We start from the raw sequence: 16860 nt of genomic DNA, 5'->3' as shown, positions 1-16860 counted from the left end.
GGGGCGGTGGGGCGCCACGCCGCCCGGGACCCGCGCCGGCGCCGGATACTCTAGGAGAGTGACGTTCCCGGTAGTCGGCATGGTCGGTGGCGGACAGCTCGCCCGTATGACCCACGAGGCGGGCATCCCCCTCGGCATCCGTTTCAAGCTCCTCAGTGATACCCCGCAGGATTCCGCGGCCCAGGTGGTCAGCGATGTCGTCGTCGGCGACTACCGCGACCTGGACACGCTGCGTGAGTTCGCGCGGGGCTGCGATGTGATCACGTTCGATCACGAGCATGTCCCGGCCGAGCATCTGCGTGCCCTGGAGGCGGACGGTGTTCCCGTACGCCCCGGGCCCGACGCGCTGGTGCACGCCCAGGACAAGGGGGTGATGCGTGCGCGCCTGCGGGAGCTGGACGTGCCCTGCCCGCGCAATCGTCTCGTCGCCGACCCGGCCGATGTGTCCGCGTTCGCCGAGGAGACGGGCGGCTTCCCGGTCGTTCTCAAGACGGTCCGCGGCGGTTACGACGGCAAGGGTGTCTGGGTCGTCCGTACGGAAGCGGAGGCAGCCGACCCGTTCCGCGCCGGGGTGCCCGTGCTCGCCGAGGAGAAGGTCGACTTCACCCGCGAGCTGGCGGCGAACATCGTCCGTTCCCCGCACGGCCAGGCGGTCGCCTACCCCGTGGTCGAGTCGCAGCAGGTCGACGGCGTCTGCGACACCGTGATCGCGCCCGCGCCCGGTCTGGACGAGGAACTGGCGGGCCGGGCCCAGCAGCTCGCGCTGAGGATCGCCGCCGAACTGGGCGTGGTCGGCCATCTCGCGGTGGAATTGTTCGAGACCGCCGACGGCCGCATCCTCGTCAACGAACTCGCCATGCGTCCGCACAACTCCGGGCACTGGACCCAGGACGGCGCCGTCACCTCGCAGTTCGCGAACCATGTACGAGCCGTGCTGGACCTCCCGCTCGGCGACCCCCGCCCGCGGGCCCCGTGGACGGTGATGTGCAATGTGCTGGGCGGCGACTACCCCGACATGTACGGCGCGTATCTGCACTGCATGGCCCGGGATCCGCAGCTCAAGATCCATATGTACGGCAAGGACGTGAAGCCGGGCCGCAAGGTCGGCCATGTCAACACCTACGGGGACGACCTCACGGACGTCCGCGAGCGCGCCCGCCACGCGGCCGACTACCTCAGAGGAACGATCACCGAATGAGCAGCACATCCCCCCTGGTCGGCATCGTCATGGGCTCCGACTCCGACTGGCCGGTCATGGAGGCGGCGACCCAGGCCCTGGACGAGTTCGGCATCGCCTACGAGGCCGATGTCGTCTCCGCGCACCGGATGCCGCGCGAGATGATCGCGTACGGGGAGAACGCCGACGCCCGCGGGCTGAAGGTGATCATCGCGGGCGCCGGGGGAGCGGCCCATCTCCCCGGCATGCTCGCCTCCGTGACCCCGCTGCCGGTCATCGGTGTGCCCGTGCCGCTGAAGTACCTCGACGGTATGGACTCCCTGCTGTCGATCGTCCAGATGCCCGCAGGTGTGCCCGTCGCCACCGTCTCCGTGGCCGGGGCGCGCAACGCGGGGCTGCTGGCCGCGCGCATCATCGGGACCCAGGACCCCGAGGTGCTGGCCCGGATGCGCGAGTTCCAGCAGGAGCTGAACGACCAGGCCACCGAGAAGGGCAAGCGGCTCCGGAGCAAGATCGAGGGTGCGGGTTCCTTCGGCTTCGGGATGTAATGGCGCATGGAACCTACTCCTGAGTACGAAGAGACCTCCCCCTCCCTGCCCCCGGATCCGGGCCCTGGCACGGCGTCCCGTTCCGACCCTCCGTCCGCCCGCCCGTCCGGCCCCTTGCCAGGGTCGGTACCGGAAGCCCCCGCCGCCGCCTCCTCCGTATCCGGGTCCGAGGCCGCGGACTCGAACACGGCCGAGTCCGGGCTGCTGGGCCGGGCGCGTGAGATCCTGGCCGCCCACCCGGTCGTCGACGGCCACAACGACCTCCCCTGGGCCCTGCGCGAGAACGTCCGCTACGACCTCGACCGCCTCGACATCTCCGGCGATCTGACCGGCCGGCTCCACACCGACATCCCCCGGCTGCGCTCCGGCGGCGTCGGAGCGCAGTTCTGGTCGGTGTACGTGCCCTGCCGTCTGAGCGGCGATCACGCCGTGAGCGCCACCCTGGAGCAGATCGACGCCGTACGCGCGCTGCTGGAGCGCTACCCCGGGGACCTGGCGCCCGCCCTGAGCGCCGACGACATGGAACGGGCCCGGGAACAGGGCCGTATCGCCTCGCTGATGGGAGCCGAGGGCGGCCACTCCATCGACAACTCCCTCGCCACGCTCCGGGCCCTGTACATCCTGGGCGTGCGGTATATGACGCTCACCCACAACGACAACGTCGCCTGGGCGGACTCCGCGACCGACAAGCCCGCCGCGGGCGGACTGTCGGCCTTCGGCCGCGAGGTGGTGCGGGAGATGAACCGCGCGGGCATGCTCGTCGATCTCTCCCATGTGGCGGCCACGACCATGCGCGACGCGCTGGACACCTCCGCGGCGCCGGTGATCTTCTCCCACTCCTCGGCCCGTGCGGTCTGCGACCACCCGCGCAACATCCCCGACGACGTGCTGGAGCGGCTGCCCGCGAACGGCGGTGTGGCGATGGCGACCTTCGTACCGAAGTTCGTGCTCCAGGCGGCCGTCGACTGGACGCAGCGCGCCGACGAGAATCTGCGGACGAACGGCTTCGACCATCTGGACACCACGCCCGAGGCGATGAAGCTGCACGCGGCGTTCGAGGAGGCCAATCCGCGCCCGATCGCCACGCCCGCGACGGTCGCCGACCACCTCGACCATATGCGCGAGGTCGCGGGCATCGACCACATCGGTATCGGCGGCGACTACGACGGCACCGCCTTCACCCCGGCCGGTCTCGACGATGTGGCCGGCTATCCCCATCTGATCGCGGAACTGCTGCGGCGCGGCTGGTCCGAGCCCGATCTCGCCAAGCTGACCTGGCGGAACGCGGTGCGGGCACTGCGGGACGCGGAGTCGGTGGCCCGCCACGAACAGGCGCGCCGGGGCCCGTCGAACGCGACGATCGGCGAACTGGACGGCTGAGCGGAGGCGTTGCGGGGACCTTGGTGCGCCGGGATCCACGGGGTGTACGGGCCGGACCGGGCCGTACACCCCGCCGCGTTTCCCGGGCCGCTACGGAACGGTCCCGGGCCGGGGCCCAACGGAACGCCCGGCTTACGCAGGGCTTCCCCGTCCCCCTTCCCTCGGGTGCCTCAGCAGGCGCAGAGGCAGAAGGGGTGCCCGGCCGGGTCCGCGTACACCCGGAACGAACGGTCGCGGTCGGCCACGTCCAGCGGGGTCGCCCCCAGCGCCAGTACCTCCTTCTCCGCCGCGTCCAGGTCCTCCACCGTCAGATCCAGATGGGCCTGCTGGGAGTCGTCCGGCGCGGGCCACTTCGGCGGTACGTGCCCGGGCGCGGCCTGGAAGGCCAGCGTGGTGCCCGGCACGCCCTTCAGCTCGACCCAGGAATCGCTGTCGAATTCCAGCTCGCCGCCGAGCACCTGCGCGTAGAAGCGGCCGAGCGCGCCCGGATCGGGACAGTCCAGGACAATAGCGCCCAAAGTGGCAATGGCCATGATTCCTCCTCGTGGGGACGGCAGACGCGGCGGCCGGAGAAGCCGCCGCCATACGGCTTCAACCAGTAACCGCTACGGCATGCTTCCGCACCGGGTGCGGGTACTTGCCGGGGGTCGGCTACCCAGAACAAGCCTCGTCAACGCATGGGCTCGGTGCGGGGCACATTTCCAGTGCGTGGGCCGTTCGAGGACGGCGCTGGGGCACGATTCGAGCCGGTCCGGTGTTTGAGGTCGGACTCGTGGCTCGGGCGCGGGCTCGTGGCGGGGGCTGGTCAGCCGGAACGAGCCGCGCAGGCATGGGGAAGGCGCTGGGGCACGATTCGAGCCGGTCCGGCGTTTGAGGACGGACCTGCGGCTCGGGCGCGGACCCCTGACGGGGGCCGGTCAGCCGGAACAAGCCCCGCTGGCGATTGAGGCGCAGGGGTTCGGGGGCAGCGCCCCCGACAGGCGACCCGCGCCTCCGGCAGCCGCGCCCCCCACACGCACCCTCTACGCCGAGGGCCGCCCCATCGCCCTGTACACCCACCCCGCCTCCCGCCACACCGCCCCGTCCAGCGCATTGCGCCCGTCGAGTACGATCCGGCTCGACACCACCGCGCCCAGCGCCTCCGGGTCCAGCTCCCGGAACTCGCCCCACTCCGTGAGGTGAAGCACCACATCCGCCCCCCGGACCGCGTCCAGCGCCGAGTCCGCGTAACCGAGCGTGGGGAAGATCCCGAGCGCGTTGGCCATGCCCTTGGGGTCGTAGACGGTGACCTGGCCGCCCTGGAGATGGATCTGCCCGGCGACGTTCAGCGCGGGCGAGTCGCGTACATCGTCCGAGTCCGGCTTGAACGTCGCGCCCAGCACCCCGACCCGCTTCCCGAGGAACGTCCCGCCCCCGACCGCCTCCCGTGCCAGCTCGACCATATGACCGCGCCGCCGCATATTGATGGAGTCGACCTCGCGGAGGAAGGTCAGCGCCTGGTCCACGCCCAGTTCCCCGGCCCGCGCCATGAACGCGCGGATGTCCTTCGGCAGACAGCCGCCGCCGAAGCCGATCCCGGCCCGCAGGAACTTGGCGCCGATGCGCTCGTCGTAGCCGATGGCCTCGGCCAGCTTCGCCACATCGCCGCCGGCGGCCTCGCAGATCTCGGCCATGGCGTTGATGAACGAGATCTTGGTCGCGAGAAAGGAGTTCGCGGAGGTCTTGACCAGCTCGGCGGTGGGGAAGTCGGTCACGACGAAGGGCGACCCCTGGGCGACGGGTGTCGCGTACACCTCCCGCAGGAGCTTCTCCGCGCCCTCGCTCTCCACGCCGACGACGATCCGGTCGGGGTGGAGGGTGTCCTGCACGGCGAAGCCCTCCCGCAGGAACTCGGGGTTCCACACCAGCTCCACATCCCCGGGCGCCTGCTCGCGCAGCAGCCGGGCCAGCCGGGCCGCGCTGCCGACGGGGACGGTGGACTTGCCGACGACGAGGACGGGCCGCGTGAGCCATGGTGCGAGCGAGGAGAAGGCCGCGTCGACGTAGCTCATGTCGCAGCCGTACTCACCGTGCTTCTGCGGGGTGTTCACACAGACGAAGTGCACATCACCGAACTCGCCGACCTCCTCCCACGAGGTCGTGAACCGCAGCCGCCCGCTCGACCCCTCGATCCCGGCGACATGCCGGGAGAGGAGTTCCTCCAGCCCGGGTTCGTACATGGGGACCCGGCCGGCCGACAGCATCTCGATCTTCTCGGGCACGATGTCGAGCCCGAGGACCTCGAAACCGAGCTCCGCCATGGCCGCGGCGTGTGTGGCGCCGAGGTAGCCGGTGCCGATCACGGTGATCTTCAGGGCCATGGGGTACTCCAAGGGGGATAAGGCGGATGCGCCCCGAGCATATCCGCGTGCTCACGGGCCTCGGGCACGCCCGTCAACCGGCTGTCGCGCAGCTCACGTATGCCGGGTGTGGTCCGGCCTCTAAAATTGGTTACTTAACGGTAATGAGTGCACTGGGGAGTGAGTGACAGTGGCCGGAACGGCTGACTTCGACCTGTATCGCCCGTCCGACGAGCACGCCATGCTCCGGGACGCCGTCCGCTCGCTCGCCGAGGCCAAGATCGCGCCGTTCGCGGCGGAGGTGGACGAGGAGGCGCGCTTCCCGCAGGAGGCCCTCGACGCCCTGGTGGCCAACGACCTCCACGCGGTCCACGTACCGGACGCGTACGGGGGCGCGGGCGCCGACGCGCTCGCGACGGTCATCGTGATCGAGGAGGTCGCACGGGTCTGCGCCTCCTCCTCCCTCATCCCCGCCGTCAACAAGCTGGGCTCCCTCCCGGTGATCCTCTCCGGGTCCGAGGAGCTGAAGAGCACCTACCTCGCCCCGCTGGCCAGGGGCGACGCGATGTTCTCGTACTGCCTCTCCGAGCCGGAAGCGGGCTCCGACGCGGCGGGCATGAAGACCCGGGCGGTCCGGGACGGCGACCACTACGTCCTCAACGGTGTGAAGCGCTGGATCACCAACGCCGGCGTCTCCGAGTACTACACGGTCATGGCCGTCACCGACCCCGAGAAGCGCTCGAAGGGCATCAGCGCGTTCGTCGTCGAGAAGGGCGACGAGGGAGTCTCCTTCGGTGCCCCGGAGAAGAAGCTCGGTATCAAGGGCTCCCCGACCCGCGAGGTCTACCTCGACAACGTCCGTATCCCCGCCGCCCGCATGATCGGCGCGGAGGGTACGGGCTTCGCCACCGCGATGAAGACCCTCGACCACACCCGTATCACCATCGCGGCCCAGGCCCTCGGTATCGCCCAGGGCGCGCTCGACTACGCCAAGGGGTACGTCCAGGAGCGCAAGCAGTTCGGCAAGCCCATCGGCGACTTCCAGGGCGTCCAGTTCATGCTCGCCGACATGGCCATGAAGCTGGAGGCGGCCCGCCAGCTCACCTACTCCGCCGCGGCCCAGTCCGAGCGCGTCGCCGCCGGGGGCGAGGAGAAGACCCTCACCTTCTTCGGCGCCGCGGCCAAGTGCTTCGCCTCCGATGTGGCGATGGAGGTCACCACGGACGCGGTCCAGCTCCTCGGCGGATACGGATACACCCGTGACTACCCGCTGGAGCGCATGATGCGCGACGCCAAGATCACGCAGATCTACGAAGGCACCAACCAGGTCCAGCGGATCGTGATGGCCCGGAACCTGCCGTAACGCGGCTCTCCCGGTCCGTCGGCCGCCACCGGCCGCCGCCCAGCCCTCCGGCCGTTCCACGGGCCGCTTCCGACCTGCACCGACTCGAACGGCCCCCGGCCTGCTCGGGGGCCGTTGGTGTGCGCTCCGTCCGGCCCGGTCCGTCCTTGCCGACGTGTCCCTCGGCAGTACGCCGCTTCCAGCGGAGGCAGGTCCACCACCGGGAACTCCGCCTTCACCTCCTTGTACCGCTGGACCGGCTCCGGCCTGCCGTCCGCCGAGGGCGGGTCGGGATGCGGCGGCCGCCGCAATGCCTCATCGTCGAACCGCTGCTTGGAACCCGTCCACGGATACCTGTGGTGATGCACCGCCGCTCCGTTCCTGAGAGGGCGACGGCCCTGCCCGCGTGTCCGTCCCACCTCAGCCCGAGCTCTCCCAACATCCGTCAAATACAGCGCAGTTGAACTATTCCGGGACCCCGTACCATGGAAGTGGCCGACTGGACGTACGGGGGACTGACGTGCGGGGGGATGCGGGCATGCGGGGCAAACTGGTGGGGCTTCTGCTCGTGTATGTGCTCCTGATGGTGTTGCAGGGCGTACTGATCGGCGCGGCCCTCACCATGGACAACCCTTCATCTGCGACTGGAGCGGTATGACGTCGCGGTGAAGGGCAAGGTCTGTGATTTCACCACCGAGATTAACGGAAGCCCCAGGGGGGATGGTGAATGTCAGATCGCCTGGATGAGCGCCCGTCCGCCGCTGACGGGTGACGCGACGATTGTTTACACCCTTCGCTCGGGCGGTTCGGACAGTTGGGACCTTAAAGGTACGCCGGCCTGGGTCTCCTAACAGGTGACGCGGGCCTCTTGTCTTTGATGGCATCCATGGGAAATCCGCCGGGAATTCCCATGGACGCCATGTGACGTGACCGCCCGATCGCCCGGCATCCGGGGGCGATCCCGGTGGGACGGGCCCTTGATCACGGCCGGGCACATGGTCCGGTCTGTCAGGGCCCGGTCCACTCGCCCGCCCCGAGCGGCCCACCGGGGCGCGGGTCGGCCCCGGCCGCGGTCGTCGAAACGGCCCCGGACCCGTGCCGCGATAAGGTGCTGGTCGGACCGGGGGCCTGTGGTGATGAGCGTACGGATGATGATCGGGCCGGGCCGCGCCCCGGATGTGGTGAGGCCGGTGCTGTCGGTTCTCGCGGTCTTCGCCGGGATACGGGCCCTGTGCCTGGCCGTGCTGGCCGGGTGGGCGTACGCGTCCGGCAGGAGTGCGCGCGAGCTGCTCTCGATGCGCTGGGACTCCCTCTGGTACGTACGGGTCGTCGAGCACGGCTACGACTTCACGCTGAAGGCCCCCGACGGGCGGGTGCTGTCCGACATGGCCTTCTTCCCGCTGCTGCCGTGGCTGGAGCAGACAGTGTCCGCCCTCACACCGCTCGGGCCCGCCGACGCCGGACTGCTGGTCAGCGCGGTCGCGTCGGTGGCTGCGGCCTGGGGCATCTTTCTGCTGGTCGGGCACTTCTACGGGTCCCGCACGGCGCTGTTCACCGTAGCGCTGTGGGCCGCGCTTCCGGTGAGCATCGTCCAGTCGATGGCGTACAGCGAGTCCCTCTTCGTCGCGCTGTCGGCCTGGGCGCTGTACGCGGCGACGGTACGGCGGAACTGGCCGCTCGCCGGGCTCCTCGCGTCCCTCGCGGGACTGACCCGGCCCGTGGGACTCGCCGTCACCGCGGCCGTGTGGGTCGCGGCGGCCCTGGCCTGGCGTACCGCCGGGACCCCGGCCCCGGGCCGCTTCGGCGCCCGGACGCGCATCCTGCTGGGGGCCGCGCTGGCTCCGCTCGGTGCGGCCGGATACATCCTGTGGGTGGGACAGCGCACCGGAAGCCTCTTCGGCTATCTCGATGTGCAGGGCGCCTGGGGGAACGGCTTCGACGGCGGTCTCGCCTTCGCCCGCTTCATCGGCGGACTGATCACCGGCCCCACGCCCCTCGCGGGTGTCGCGCTCCTCCTGGGCGTTCTGCTGCTGCTCCGGCTCTGCTGGGCGTGCGTACGGCAGGGCCAGCCGCCGCCCTGGCTCGTGTACGGCGGCATCGTCGTCCTCCTCGCCCTCTGCTCCTCCGGCTACTTCGGCTCCAAACCCCGTCTCCTGATGCCGGCCTTCCCGCTTCTCGTCCCCCTCGCCGCCGCCCTCGCGCGGGTGAGAGCGGCGGCGGCCTGGTCGGTGGTCGCCGCCGCGGCGGTGGTCGCGGCCGTCTACGGCGCGTTCTGGCTCCACGGCTCCGGCCCGCCGTAATCCATCGCCGGTGGCTCCCCGGCCGGTCGCGCCCGGGAGCACCCGAACTGATGGGATGGAGCGTTCCAGTCAGTGCAACGACGTCGGGGCGCGCGGGCCCCGACGTCCGTCGCCGTGGACCCGGGTCCTGGTTCCGCCCGAGTCCACGGCTCCGACCGTCCTTCCGCCCCGGCCCGGGGGCGGAAGGACTACCGCGACCCGGCTCCGGACGGAGCCCCGGGTGTCGCCGGGCCCGTGCAGTCCAGCGTGCCGGCGCGCAGGGCATGACCGAGGTTGTTCTTGTCGTCGGCCCAGATGACGGGCTTCCGGCCGGCGGTACAGGCCGCCTGGGGAGCGATGGCGAAGCCCTCGTGGTTGTAGTCGGGCAGGCCGGCGGGCCGGTCGTAGTTGTTGGTGACCGCGAACTGCCCCTGGGCGTTGATGGCGAGCGTGGCCATGCCGCCCTGGCAGTGGTTGTCACAGGCTGTCCAGAGACGGCCGGTGGCGGGCTCCCACTCCATGGCCATCACCGACAGGAGACCGCTGCCGAAGGAGGCGACGCGGGTGAAACCGCCGCCGCCGAGGTCGAGCGCGTAGGCGTAGACCGTGCCGGTGGTCTCCAGTCCGGCGAAGAACAGACCGCTGCCGTGACCGGGGTAGGAGGCGGGGTCGTAGAGGGCACCCGTGCGCTCGTCACGGAAGCCCTGCGAGGTCAGGAACGTGTCCGGGATCCAAACGATGCCCTCAAGACCCTTGTTGGCGGGCACGGAGGGCAGATCGGAGGAGACGTTCCACTCTCCGGTCGCCGTCAGCGGGGAGGCGGTGGAGGAGGCGTCGAAACGGAGGATCTTCGGAGTACCGGTGCCGACTTGGCCGTTGTCGCCCTCGGTGGACACGAACAGCCCGTCAGGTGTGACGACGACGCCTTCCGCGTCGGGTTCCGCGCTGCCGCTCGCGTACCGCAGAGGCTTGCCCGAGGACCAGCCGCCGGACTTGTCGGGGCTCCAGAGCGGGCCGTCGGGCACCAGCCGGTAGAGCGTGGCGGGGCTGTTGTTGACCGCCCACAGCACATCGGGGGTCTCGAACGACAGACCGCTGAGGTTCCCGCCGAACAGATTGGCCCTGTCGGCTTCGGTGACCGACTCCCCGCCGGGCCAGACCTCGTTGGGGAGCATCTTCACTTCATGGGTCCGCTCCGTCGAGCGGTCGTGCGCGGGGGCCGGGGCTCCGGACGAGAGGCCGACGGCGAGGACGGATAACGCGACAGCGGCGATCTGGGCTGCTCTGTGCCAATGTGTAGGCAAGGTGGCCGATCCTTCGTCTCATGGGGACGGGTGGGGACGCGCGCGCTCCGGCAGAGCGTGCGGCATGTTCGCGACAACAAGCTGAACTTACGGCGAACAACAGGAGTACGCCACACCACCAACAATGGACACACCCGCCTCAAATCCGGCCACACCACAACCCCTGAATCCCCATGTGGGGCACGCGCATTCAGCCCGCCCGGCGTTTCGCCCACTCCAGCCCGCCCAGCGTTTGAGGACGGGCCGAACCATCCAGCCCGTCCGGCGTTTGAGGGCGGGCCGAACCATCCAGCCCGTCCGGCGTTTGAGGACGGACGGTGCCCGGCGGGCAGGGGCGCCTATTCCAGCCTGTCCGGCGTTTGAGGACGGACTTTGAGGTGGAGCCGCGTCGGCTCGGCATGCCCGGCGCGTGGGGGTGCCCATTCCAGCCCGTCCGGCGTTTGAGGACGGACCTGGGCCCGGGGCCGACCCGTGCGCAGGGACGAGTGGCCCAGCCCCTTCAGCCCGCCGCCCCGGCACCACCGGACTCCGGCAGCAACTCCCCCCGAAGCAACAGCCCCCGCACCTCCGCACGGCTCAGCGGTACGAAATCCAGGCTCTCCTGGCTCATCTGACGGCTCGACGGGTCGACCTTCTTCGCCGCCACCTTCCCCTGGGGACGGACGATCTTGAAGATCCTGTTGTCCGAGGCGTACGCGCCGTCCGAGAGCATCAGCACCCCGCCGTCCGGGAACGTCAGCCGCCCGATGTTCTCGAAGCTCCAGGGCGTGCCCCAGGGTTCCTCCGCCCTCGCGCCCAGCCAGGTCGACAGCACCCGCCCGCCGGACAGCTCCTGCCGTACGCAGTCCACACTCTTTGCCTGCCGGAGGGGCGCGCACAGATCCTTGGGCACGCCCTTGCCGCCGGTGGCGCGGGCGACGGAGTCCCGGTCCCGGTACGAGATGCTCAGCGCGCTGTACACCTTCGTCCCGTTCAGCTTCCTGCCGATCAGGAAGTCCCCGTCCAGCGGCCCCAGCTCACGGTAGGGCGCGGGGGCCGGCTCCAGGGGACCGGACATCCGGAGCACCCGCATCGGTCCCGACCGCACCTTCTCGACGCTCACCAGGCCCGGTATGTGCTCCTTCAGCAGCCGGAGCAGCTTTTCGGCCTGACGCTTTCCCTTGATGTCCTCGGTGCCGGTCCCCTCGGTGCTGGTCCCCTGGGGGCCGGTCCCCCGCGTGGCGGCGGGTGCGCTCTTTCCGTCCTTCCCGTCGTCCCCGCCGGGTTCCTCCAGCGTCGACACGGCGACCGCGCCCACCACGATCACCGCCACCACCGCCGCGCCCACCGCGACCCTGCGCCGCCACGGGTTTCCCGCCGTCGCCGCCGCGGCCGTCGCGGCCGCGAAAATCGCCTCGACGGTGACGCTGGTCTCCCCGCTGTCCTCGACGGCGCGTTCGAGAAGCTCCTTGATGTCGTTCACGTGTCCGCCTCCCCACGCCTGGCGCCTCATGGCACCGGGAGCCCCGAACCGGTGGCCCCTGCATCTTCCAGTGCGGTGGCCGCACGCGAAAGTTGCAGCCCACGCCCGCTTTTCCGCCCGTACCAGCCACCTTGCCGGGATTCCGCGGCTGCCGGGTCCGGCCGTGGCTTTCACGCGTTGTGGCCCTATGCGGCCCGATAACGCGTAATTCTGATATCCCGTACGCAATCACTCACCAAAGGGCGGGACGGTGAGCCGCGGGACCGTTATGGTTCACCGCGTGATCGATTCCACTCGTCTTTCCGATGACCAGATAGGTGATCTGGTCCGTGCGTTCGCGGTGATCGACCTCGGAGACTGGGGGCGCCCGGACATCGAGCGCGTACTCGCCGAACACGGGTGGTCCCTCGACCGGGAACGCGAGAAAGTCCTGTGTTTCTCCACGGGGCTGCCGACGGGGTCCGGGTACGCCGATACGGACACGGGGTACAGTCCGGCGCTCTCGGTCACGCTGGCCGACGGGGTGGGCCACGCCGAGGCCGTGGAGGTGTTCCACACCGCCAGGCGGTACGCCGAGGAGCTTCTCGGACCGGCGCCGATGCGGGGAGGTTTCGGGCCGTGGCTGCGCTGGCGCCGGGACGGTGCGACACCCCGGCTGAGATTCTCCAGGGCGTCCCGGGAACCGGTGACGGCGTCCGTCCGACTCGAACTCCTCGCGACCGATCCGTACGAGTACCGCGAGGCGAGTGCCGTCGACCACCTGGGCGAGCCGCCCTACTCATGGTGCCGGATCGTCCACACGGACGAGATGGAGGGAGTGCTCATCCCCGGGGACACCATCGCCCAGAGCTGGGAGGACGTTGAGCGGGGGATGGCCGGAACCCTCGAGGACCTCGCGGAGGACCTGCCGGTCCTGGGTGAACAGCCGCTGACCCTGCTGATCGAGGACTGGTCCGACGATTCGCGCGAGCCGACGGACAAGCCGACCTGCTACGTCAGATTCACCGACGGCGTGCTGACGGTCGAATGCCCCGCCTCCCCGACGCCGGAACTGGTTCCGGTGCTCACGGAGTTGGGGTGGACCGAGCCGAGTGCCGACTGGGCGGCCGTGGCTGCGGGGGAGTGGGACTGGACCAGCGACCCGGAAGGGAACCCGAGTTTCAGCCGGGAGTGGCCGACGACCTCCCCGGCGGCCCCCGCCGATGCCGCGCGGCTGGTGACCGGGGCGCTGCGGGCGACGGGAGCGACGCTGCCGGGGCTGTCCTACTGGGTCGGACGAAACGGCGAGAGCCTGGGTGTCAATCTGCCCGCGCTCGGTATCTGACGCCCGCCGTCGGCGCGGTGCCGCGTTCCGGCTGGACCACCGGACGCACACCGCTGTCCTCGCCGCGCCGGACGGACTCCGCCCGCTCGGGCCGTACCACCGGACACCCGCCCGACGGACTCCGGGGGCGGCCCGCGTGGACCGCCCCCGGGAACGGGTCACTTGCCGGTGACCGTCACCTTCTCGTCGTTCTGGATCTGGTTCACCAGCTGTTGCACCTTCGTCTTGTCCCAGACGAGGTTTCCGCCCCGGCTGCCCGAGATCGGCATGTTCATCGAGGTGCCGTCGCCGCCCGTGATGCCCTTCATCGCGAAGAACATCTGGCCGAGGTCCCACAGGGACATGTCCTTGTCGACGATCAGCGTGTCCAGGCCCGCGCCCATCACCGGGTAGAGCTTGAACGGGTTGAGGACCGTGCTCGGGGTCGCCGTCTGGCTGGCGAGGGCCGCCAGGAACTTCTGCTGGTTCTTCGTCCGCGCGAGATCGGACTCGGCGAACGCGTACCGGGTGCGTACGAACGCCAGCGCCTGCTCACCGTCGAGCGTCTGCTTGCCGGCCTGGAAGTCCGCGCCCGACTTCCTGTCCTTGAAGGCCTTCGGGATGTCCATCTCGACCCCGCCGATCGCGTCCACGATGCTCGCGAAGCCGGCGAAGCCGATCTCGGCGTAGTGGTCGATGCGCAGGCCGGTGTTGTGCTCGACGGTACGGACGAGCAGTTCGGGCCCGTCCTCGGCGTACGCGGCGTTGAGCTTGACGCGGCGGCCCTGGTTCGGGAAGAGCTTGCCGGACTCGGAACCCTTGAAGGAGGGGATCTCGACGTCCGAGTCACGCGGGAGCGAGATCATCGTGGCGCCGCTGGAGCAGTCGGCGAGGATCATCATCGAGTCGGTGCGCTTGCCCTCGGCGGAGCCGGTGCGCAGCCGCTTCCTGTCGGCGGAGGACATGCCCTCGCGGCTGTCGGAGCCGACGATCAGATACGTGGTGCAGTCGCCCTCCTTCGGCCGCTCGATGACCTTGGAGAGATCGACCTCGCGCCGGACCTTGGAGTCGGCCCAGAAGTAGGTGCCTATGGTGACCGCGGCGAAGGTCACCACCAGAACCAGCGAGCCGATCTTGATGCGGCGGCGCCAGTTCGGGGGCTGCCGGTAGGGGTCGGGGCCGGGCGGGGCCGCCGGAGGGCCGGCCGGCGGTTGCCCGGGGCCGTAGCCGGGGGCGTGGCCCTGGCCCTGGCCGCCCTGACCACGGGGGGCGGGGGTTCCGTATACCTGGCCCGTGTTGTAGCCGCTGTCGTAGGGGGCGGCGGAATCACCGTCGTACCCCTGTGACTGCTGCTGCGGGACCGGTCGTCGCTGCACATGGCGCATTACGCGAGCGCCTTCGGGCTGTGAGCCCTGGCTGCCGCGTCCGTATCCATCGGGCCAATCGTTCATGGCGACAAGTGTGCCGGGTCACACTTCGGCGCCGACAGGGAGTCCCGGGATTCGGGTCAGGGCTGTTGCCAAGCTGATGCAATGCACCTGCCAGGTCGCCGCCCGGGGACGTATGTGCGACACGCTCTAGGGTGGAGAGCATGACAGCTCAGGCCCAGAGCCCGGAGCCGGCGGCTCCGGGAAAGCCCACATCCGCCTCGCGTACCACCCTCAGTCACATCATGACCGGCAGCGACACCAACCTCCTCGGGACGGTCCACGGTGGCGTGATCATGAAACTGGTGGACGACGCGGCGGGCGCGGTCGCGGGCCGGCACTCCGGCGGGCCCGCCGTCACCGCCTCCATGGACGAGATGGTCTTCCTGGAGCCGGTGCGGGTCGGTGACCTGGTCCATGTGAAGGCCCAGGTGAACTGGACCGGGCGGTCGTCGATGGAGGTCGGCGTACGGGTGATGGCCGAGCGCTGGAACGAGTCGACGCCCGCGCAGCAGGTCGGATCCGCGTATCTGGTCTTCGCGGCGGTGGACGAGGAAGGCAAGCCCCGGACCGTACCGCCGGTGGTGCCGGAGACCGAGCGGGACCGGCGGCGCCACCAGGAGGCCCAGATACGCCGCACCCACCGGCTCGCCCGCCGCCGGGCGATCAAGGAGCTGCGCGAGAAGCGGGCGGCGGAGGGCATGGACGACTGACGACGCCCCGGTCCGCGCCGGTCCGCCGTGGTGCGCGCCGGGGACGCCGGCAGCCCGCGCGCCCCGAGGGCCGTCGGGTCACGGAACCGCAGGCGGCCCGCGCCCCGAGCCGGCCGGGTCACTGGGGGCGCCGGCAGATCCGCGCCCGGGAGCCCGTGACGTCACGGGACCGCCGGCAGCTCCCCACGCCGGGCCTGTCATGTCACGGGCACACCACCTGGTCGCCCGTCACCGCCCCGAACTCGCCCTGGTACGCGTTCTCCGCCCGCACCGGGACCACGCCCGTGAAGTCCGTGCCCGCCGTCACCCGCAGGGTCCGGCCCTGGCCCTTGACCGGGCGCATCTCGCAGCCGTTCAGCGCGGTGGACAGGGACTTCGCCGAGCGGTCCCAGCGGGGGTCGTACGAGACGAAGGTGCGCTCGACCGGGGGGCCGTCGCTGTTGAGCGGGGCGCGGGTCGTGTTGAAACCGGTCGAGCGCAGGGCGCTGTCGGCCTTGCGGCCGAGACCGCCCTCGCGGGTGCCGTTGTAGACCTGCACCCGGATCTGCTGCGGGGAGACGTCCACCAGCCTGGCCTTCGGCCCGGACTTCTTCGTGCGTACGGTCGCCAGGGGCTTGTCCTCGCGGATCATCCGGAACAGGCGGTCCGCCTTCGCCCCGTCCCACTTCACCGCGGAGCCGACGCCCTTGACCTGGCCCATCGAGGCGATCGGCACGGACGTGAACTCCGACGAGGACGCCGAGAACCCGCGCATCGCCCGGGCGAGGGCGAGCATCTCGTCCGTACCGAAGCCCCGGTCGGCGCGTACGGAGCCGATCATGGTGGAGGCGACCTTGCGGAACTTCACCGGGTTCAGCAGGACCCCGCTGCCGCTCGCCTGCTTGATCATGGACGCCAGGAAGCGCTGCTGGCGCTGCATACGGCCCAGGTCGGACGCTCCGTCGACATGGCGGGAGCGGACGTACTGGAGGGCCTGGCCGCCGTTGAGCTGATGGGTGCCGGCGGGGAGATCGAGCCCGGTGTACTTGTCCTTCACCGGGCCGGTGGTGCAGATCTCCACCCCGCCGAGCGCGTCCACGGTCTTCATGAAGCTGGTGAAGTCGATCTCCAGATAGTGGTCGATCTTCACCTTGGTCATCTGCTCGACGGTCCGTACGGTCAGGGCGGGCCCGCCCTCCGCGTACGCCGCGTTCAGCTTGACCGGGTGCGGCTTGTGGGCCTTGCCGCTGTTCTGGTCGGTGTGCGCGGGGATCCGCGCGTAGCTGTCGCGGGGCAGGCTGACCACGCTCGCGCGGTCCCGGTCGGCGGAGATGTGCACCAGCATGATGGTGTCGGTGCAGCGGCAGGGCGCGCCGCCGAGGCGGTACTTCTCCTTCTCGCTCTTGGTGATCCGGTCGCGGCCGTCGGTGCCGACGAGCAGCAGGTTCATGCCACGGCCGTCCTCGGGACGGTTCTTTATGTCCCGGAAGGGGTCGACCCGGCTGACGCTCGTGTCCACACTCGTCACCAGCGCGTGTCCGATGGCTCCGGCGCCCAGCACGACGACCGAGAGCGTGGTCGCCGCCCGCAGGGCCCAGCGCGCCCGG

Annotated in this window: 13 protein-coding genes and 1 pseudogene; 7 read left to right on the top strand and 7 right to left on the bottom strand. The window is 70.5% G+C overall.

What is annotated here, in order from left to right:
• Window positions 1–58 precede the first annotated feature (58 nt).
• The 3 genes from ACIBCM_RS29710 to ACIBCM_RS29700 all read left to right on the top strand — a co-directional run bounded on the left by ACIBCM_RS29710 (window position 59) and on the right by ACIBCM_RS29700 (window position 3105).
• A complete protein-coding gene (locus tag ACIBCM_RS29710; protein ID WP_399248530.1) occupies window positions 59–1198 on the top strand; it encodes a 5-(carboxyamino)imidazole ribonucleotide synthase in 1140 nt (379 codons plus the stop codon).
• Entirely contained in the window at window positions 1195–1725 is a 531-nt protein-coding gene (gene purE / locus ACIBCM_RS29705; protein ID WP_399248528.1) for a 5-(carboxyamino)imidazole ribonucleotide mutase, read from the top strand. The genes ACIBCM_RS29710 and purE overlap by 4 nt, the downstream gene beginning before the upstream one ends.
• A gap of 201 nt (window positions 1726–1926) precedes the next feature.
• On the top strand, window positions 1927–3105 hold the full coding sequence (locus ACIBCM_RS29700; protein WP_399248641.1) for a dipeptidase: 1179 nt from the start codon (window positions 1927–1929) through the stop codon (window positions 3103–3105).
• A gap of 170 nt (window positions 3106–3275) precedes the next feature.
• Here the strand turns inward: ACIBCM_RS29700 and ACIBCM_RS29695 are convergent, their stop codons facing one another.
• Together ACIBCM_RS29695 and ACIBCM_RS29690 are read right to left on the bottom strand one after the other, a co-directional pair.
• On the bottom strand, window positions 3276–3638 hold the full coding sequence (locus tag ACIBCM_RS29695; protein WP_399248525.1) for a VOC family protein: 363 nt from the start codon (window positions 3636–3638) through the stop codon (window positions 3276–3278).
• Window positions 3639–4127: 489 nt separating this feature from the next.
• Window positions 4128–5465, bottom strand: coding sequence for a UDP-glucose dehydrogenase family protein (locus ACIBCM_RS29690; protein WP_399248523.1), 1338 nt, complete (start codon window positions 5463–5465; stop codon window positions 4128–4130).
• 169 nt (window positions 5466–5634) lie between these two features.
• On the opposite strand from ACIBCM_RS29690, the gene ACIBCM_RS29685 reads away from it, so the two are divergent.
• Window positions 5635–6807 carry an acyl-CoA dehydrogenase family protein gene (locus tag ACIBCM_RS29685; protein WP_399248521.1) on the top strand — a complete coding sequence of 391 codons (1173 nt, stop codon included), beginning with the start codon at window positions 5635–5637 and terminating at the stop codon, window positions 6805–6807.
• Window positions 6808–6974: 167 nt separating this feature from the next.
• Here ACIBCM_RS29685 and ACIBCM_RS29680 read toward each other — a convergent pair.
• Window positions 6975–7154 (bottom strand): annotated as a pseudogene (locus ACIBCM_RS29680) (hypothetical protein); the annotation flags it as partial.
• Window positions 7155–7922: 768 nt separating this feature from the next.
• On the opposite strand from ACIBCM_RS29680, the gene ACIBCM_RS29675 reads away from it, so the two are divergent.
• A complete protein-coding gene (locus ACIBCM_RS29675; RefSeq protein WP_399248519.1) occupies window positions 7923–9086 on the top strand; it encodes a glycosyltransferase family 39 protein in 1164 nt (387 codons plus the stop codon).
• 188 nt (window positions 9087–9274) lie between these two features.
• On the opposite strand, the gene ACIBCM_RS29670 is transcribed toward ACIBCM_RS29675, so the two are convergent.
• Window positions 9275–10369, bottom strand: a complete 1095-nt coding sequence (locus ACIBCM_RS29670) for an esterase-like activity of phytase family protein (protein ID WP_399248517.1) — start codon at window positions 10367–10369, stop codon at window positions 9275–9277.
• Between the two features lie 499 nt (window positions 10370–10868).
• Entirely contained in the window at window positions 10869–11831 is a 963-nt protein-coding gene (locus tag ACIBCM_RS29665; protein ID WP_399248515.1) for a hypothetical protein, read from the bottom strand.
• Window positions 11832–12111: 280 nt separating this feature from the next.
• Between ACIBCM_RS29665 and ACIBCM_RS29660 the strand changes: the two genes are divergently transcribed.
• The gene (locus tag ACIBCM_RS29660) at window positions 12112–13155 is read left to right on the top strand and encodes a DUF6301 family protein (RefSeq protein WP_399248513.1); all 1044 of its coding nucleotides are present in this window, start codon (window positions 12112–12114) and stop codon (window positions 13153–13155) included.
• A gap of 158 nt (window positions 13156–13313) precedes the next feature.
• Here ACIBCM_RS29660 and ACIBCM_RS29655 read toward each other — a convergent pair whose 3' ends face one another.
• Window positions 13314–14585, bottom strand: coding sequence for an LCP family protein (locus tag ACIBCM_RS29655; RefSeq protein ID WP_399248511.1), 1272 nt, complete (start codon window positions 14583–14585; stop codon window positions 13314–13316).
• Between the two features lie 140 nt (window positions 14586–14725).
• Between ACIBCM_RS29655 and ACIBCM_RS29650 the strand changes: the two genes are divergently transcribed.
• Window positions 14726–15274 (top strand): acyl-CoA thioesterase, encoded by a 549-nt coding sequence (locus tag ACIBCM_RS29650; protein ID WP_399248509.1) that lies wholly within the window; start codon window positions 14726–14728, stop codon window positions 15272–15274.
• Window positions 15275–15476: 202 nt separating this feature from the next.
• Here the strand turns inward: ACIBCM_RS29650 and ACIBCM_RS29645 are convergent, their stop codons facing one another.
• Complete coding sequence (locus ACIBCM_RS29645; protein ID WP_399248639.1) at window positions 15477–16844, bottom strand: LCP family protein; 1368 nt, start codon at window positions 16842–16844, stop codon at window positions 15477–15479.
• Window positions 16845–16860: the final 16 nt, after the last annotated feature.

Origin of the sequence: Streptomyces sp. NPDC051018, assembly GCF_044456085.1 — a bacterium.
Lineage (GTDB): Bacteria > Actinomycetota > Actinomycetes > Streptomycetales > Streptomycetaceae > Streptomyces.
Note: the sequence above shows the minus strand (reverse complement) of the source record. Positions and strands in the feature narration are given on the sequence as shown.

Bases quoted from the DNA above. Each gene is read 5' to 3' on its own strand.
- purE (WP_399248528.1), top strand. From the start codon at position 1,195: ATGAGCAGCACATCCCCCCTGGTCGGCATCGTCATGGGCTCCGACTCC.
- ACIBCM_RS29695 (WP_399248525.1), bottom strand. From the start codon at position 3,638: ATGGCCATTGCCACTTTGGGCGCTATTGTCCTGGACTGTCCCGATCCG.
- ACIBCM_RS29690 (WP_399248523.1), bottom strand. From the start codon at position 5,465: ATGGCCCTGAAGATCACCGTGATCGGCACCGGCTACCTCGGCGCCACA.
- ACIBCM_RS29675 (WP_399248519.1), top strand. From the start codon at position 7,923: ATGAGCGTACGGATGATGATCGGGCCGGGCCGCGCCCCGGATGTGGTG.
- ACIBCM_RS29655 (WP_399248511.1), bottom strand. From the start codon at position 14,585: ATGAACGATTGGCCCGATGGATACGGACGCGGCAGCCAGGGCTCACAG.
- ACIBCM_RS29650 (WP_399248509.1), top strand. From the start codon at position 14,726: ATGACAGCTCAGGCCCAGAGCCCGGAGCCGGCGGCTCCGGGAAAGCCC.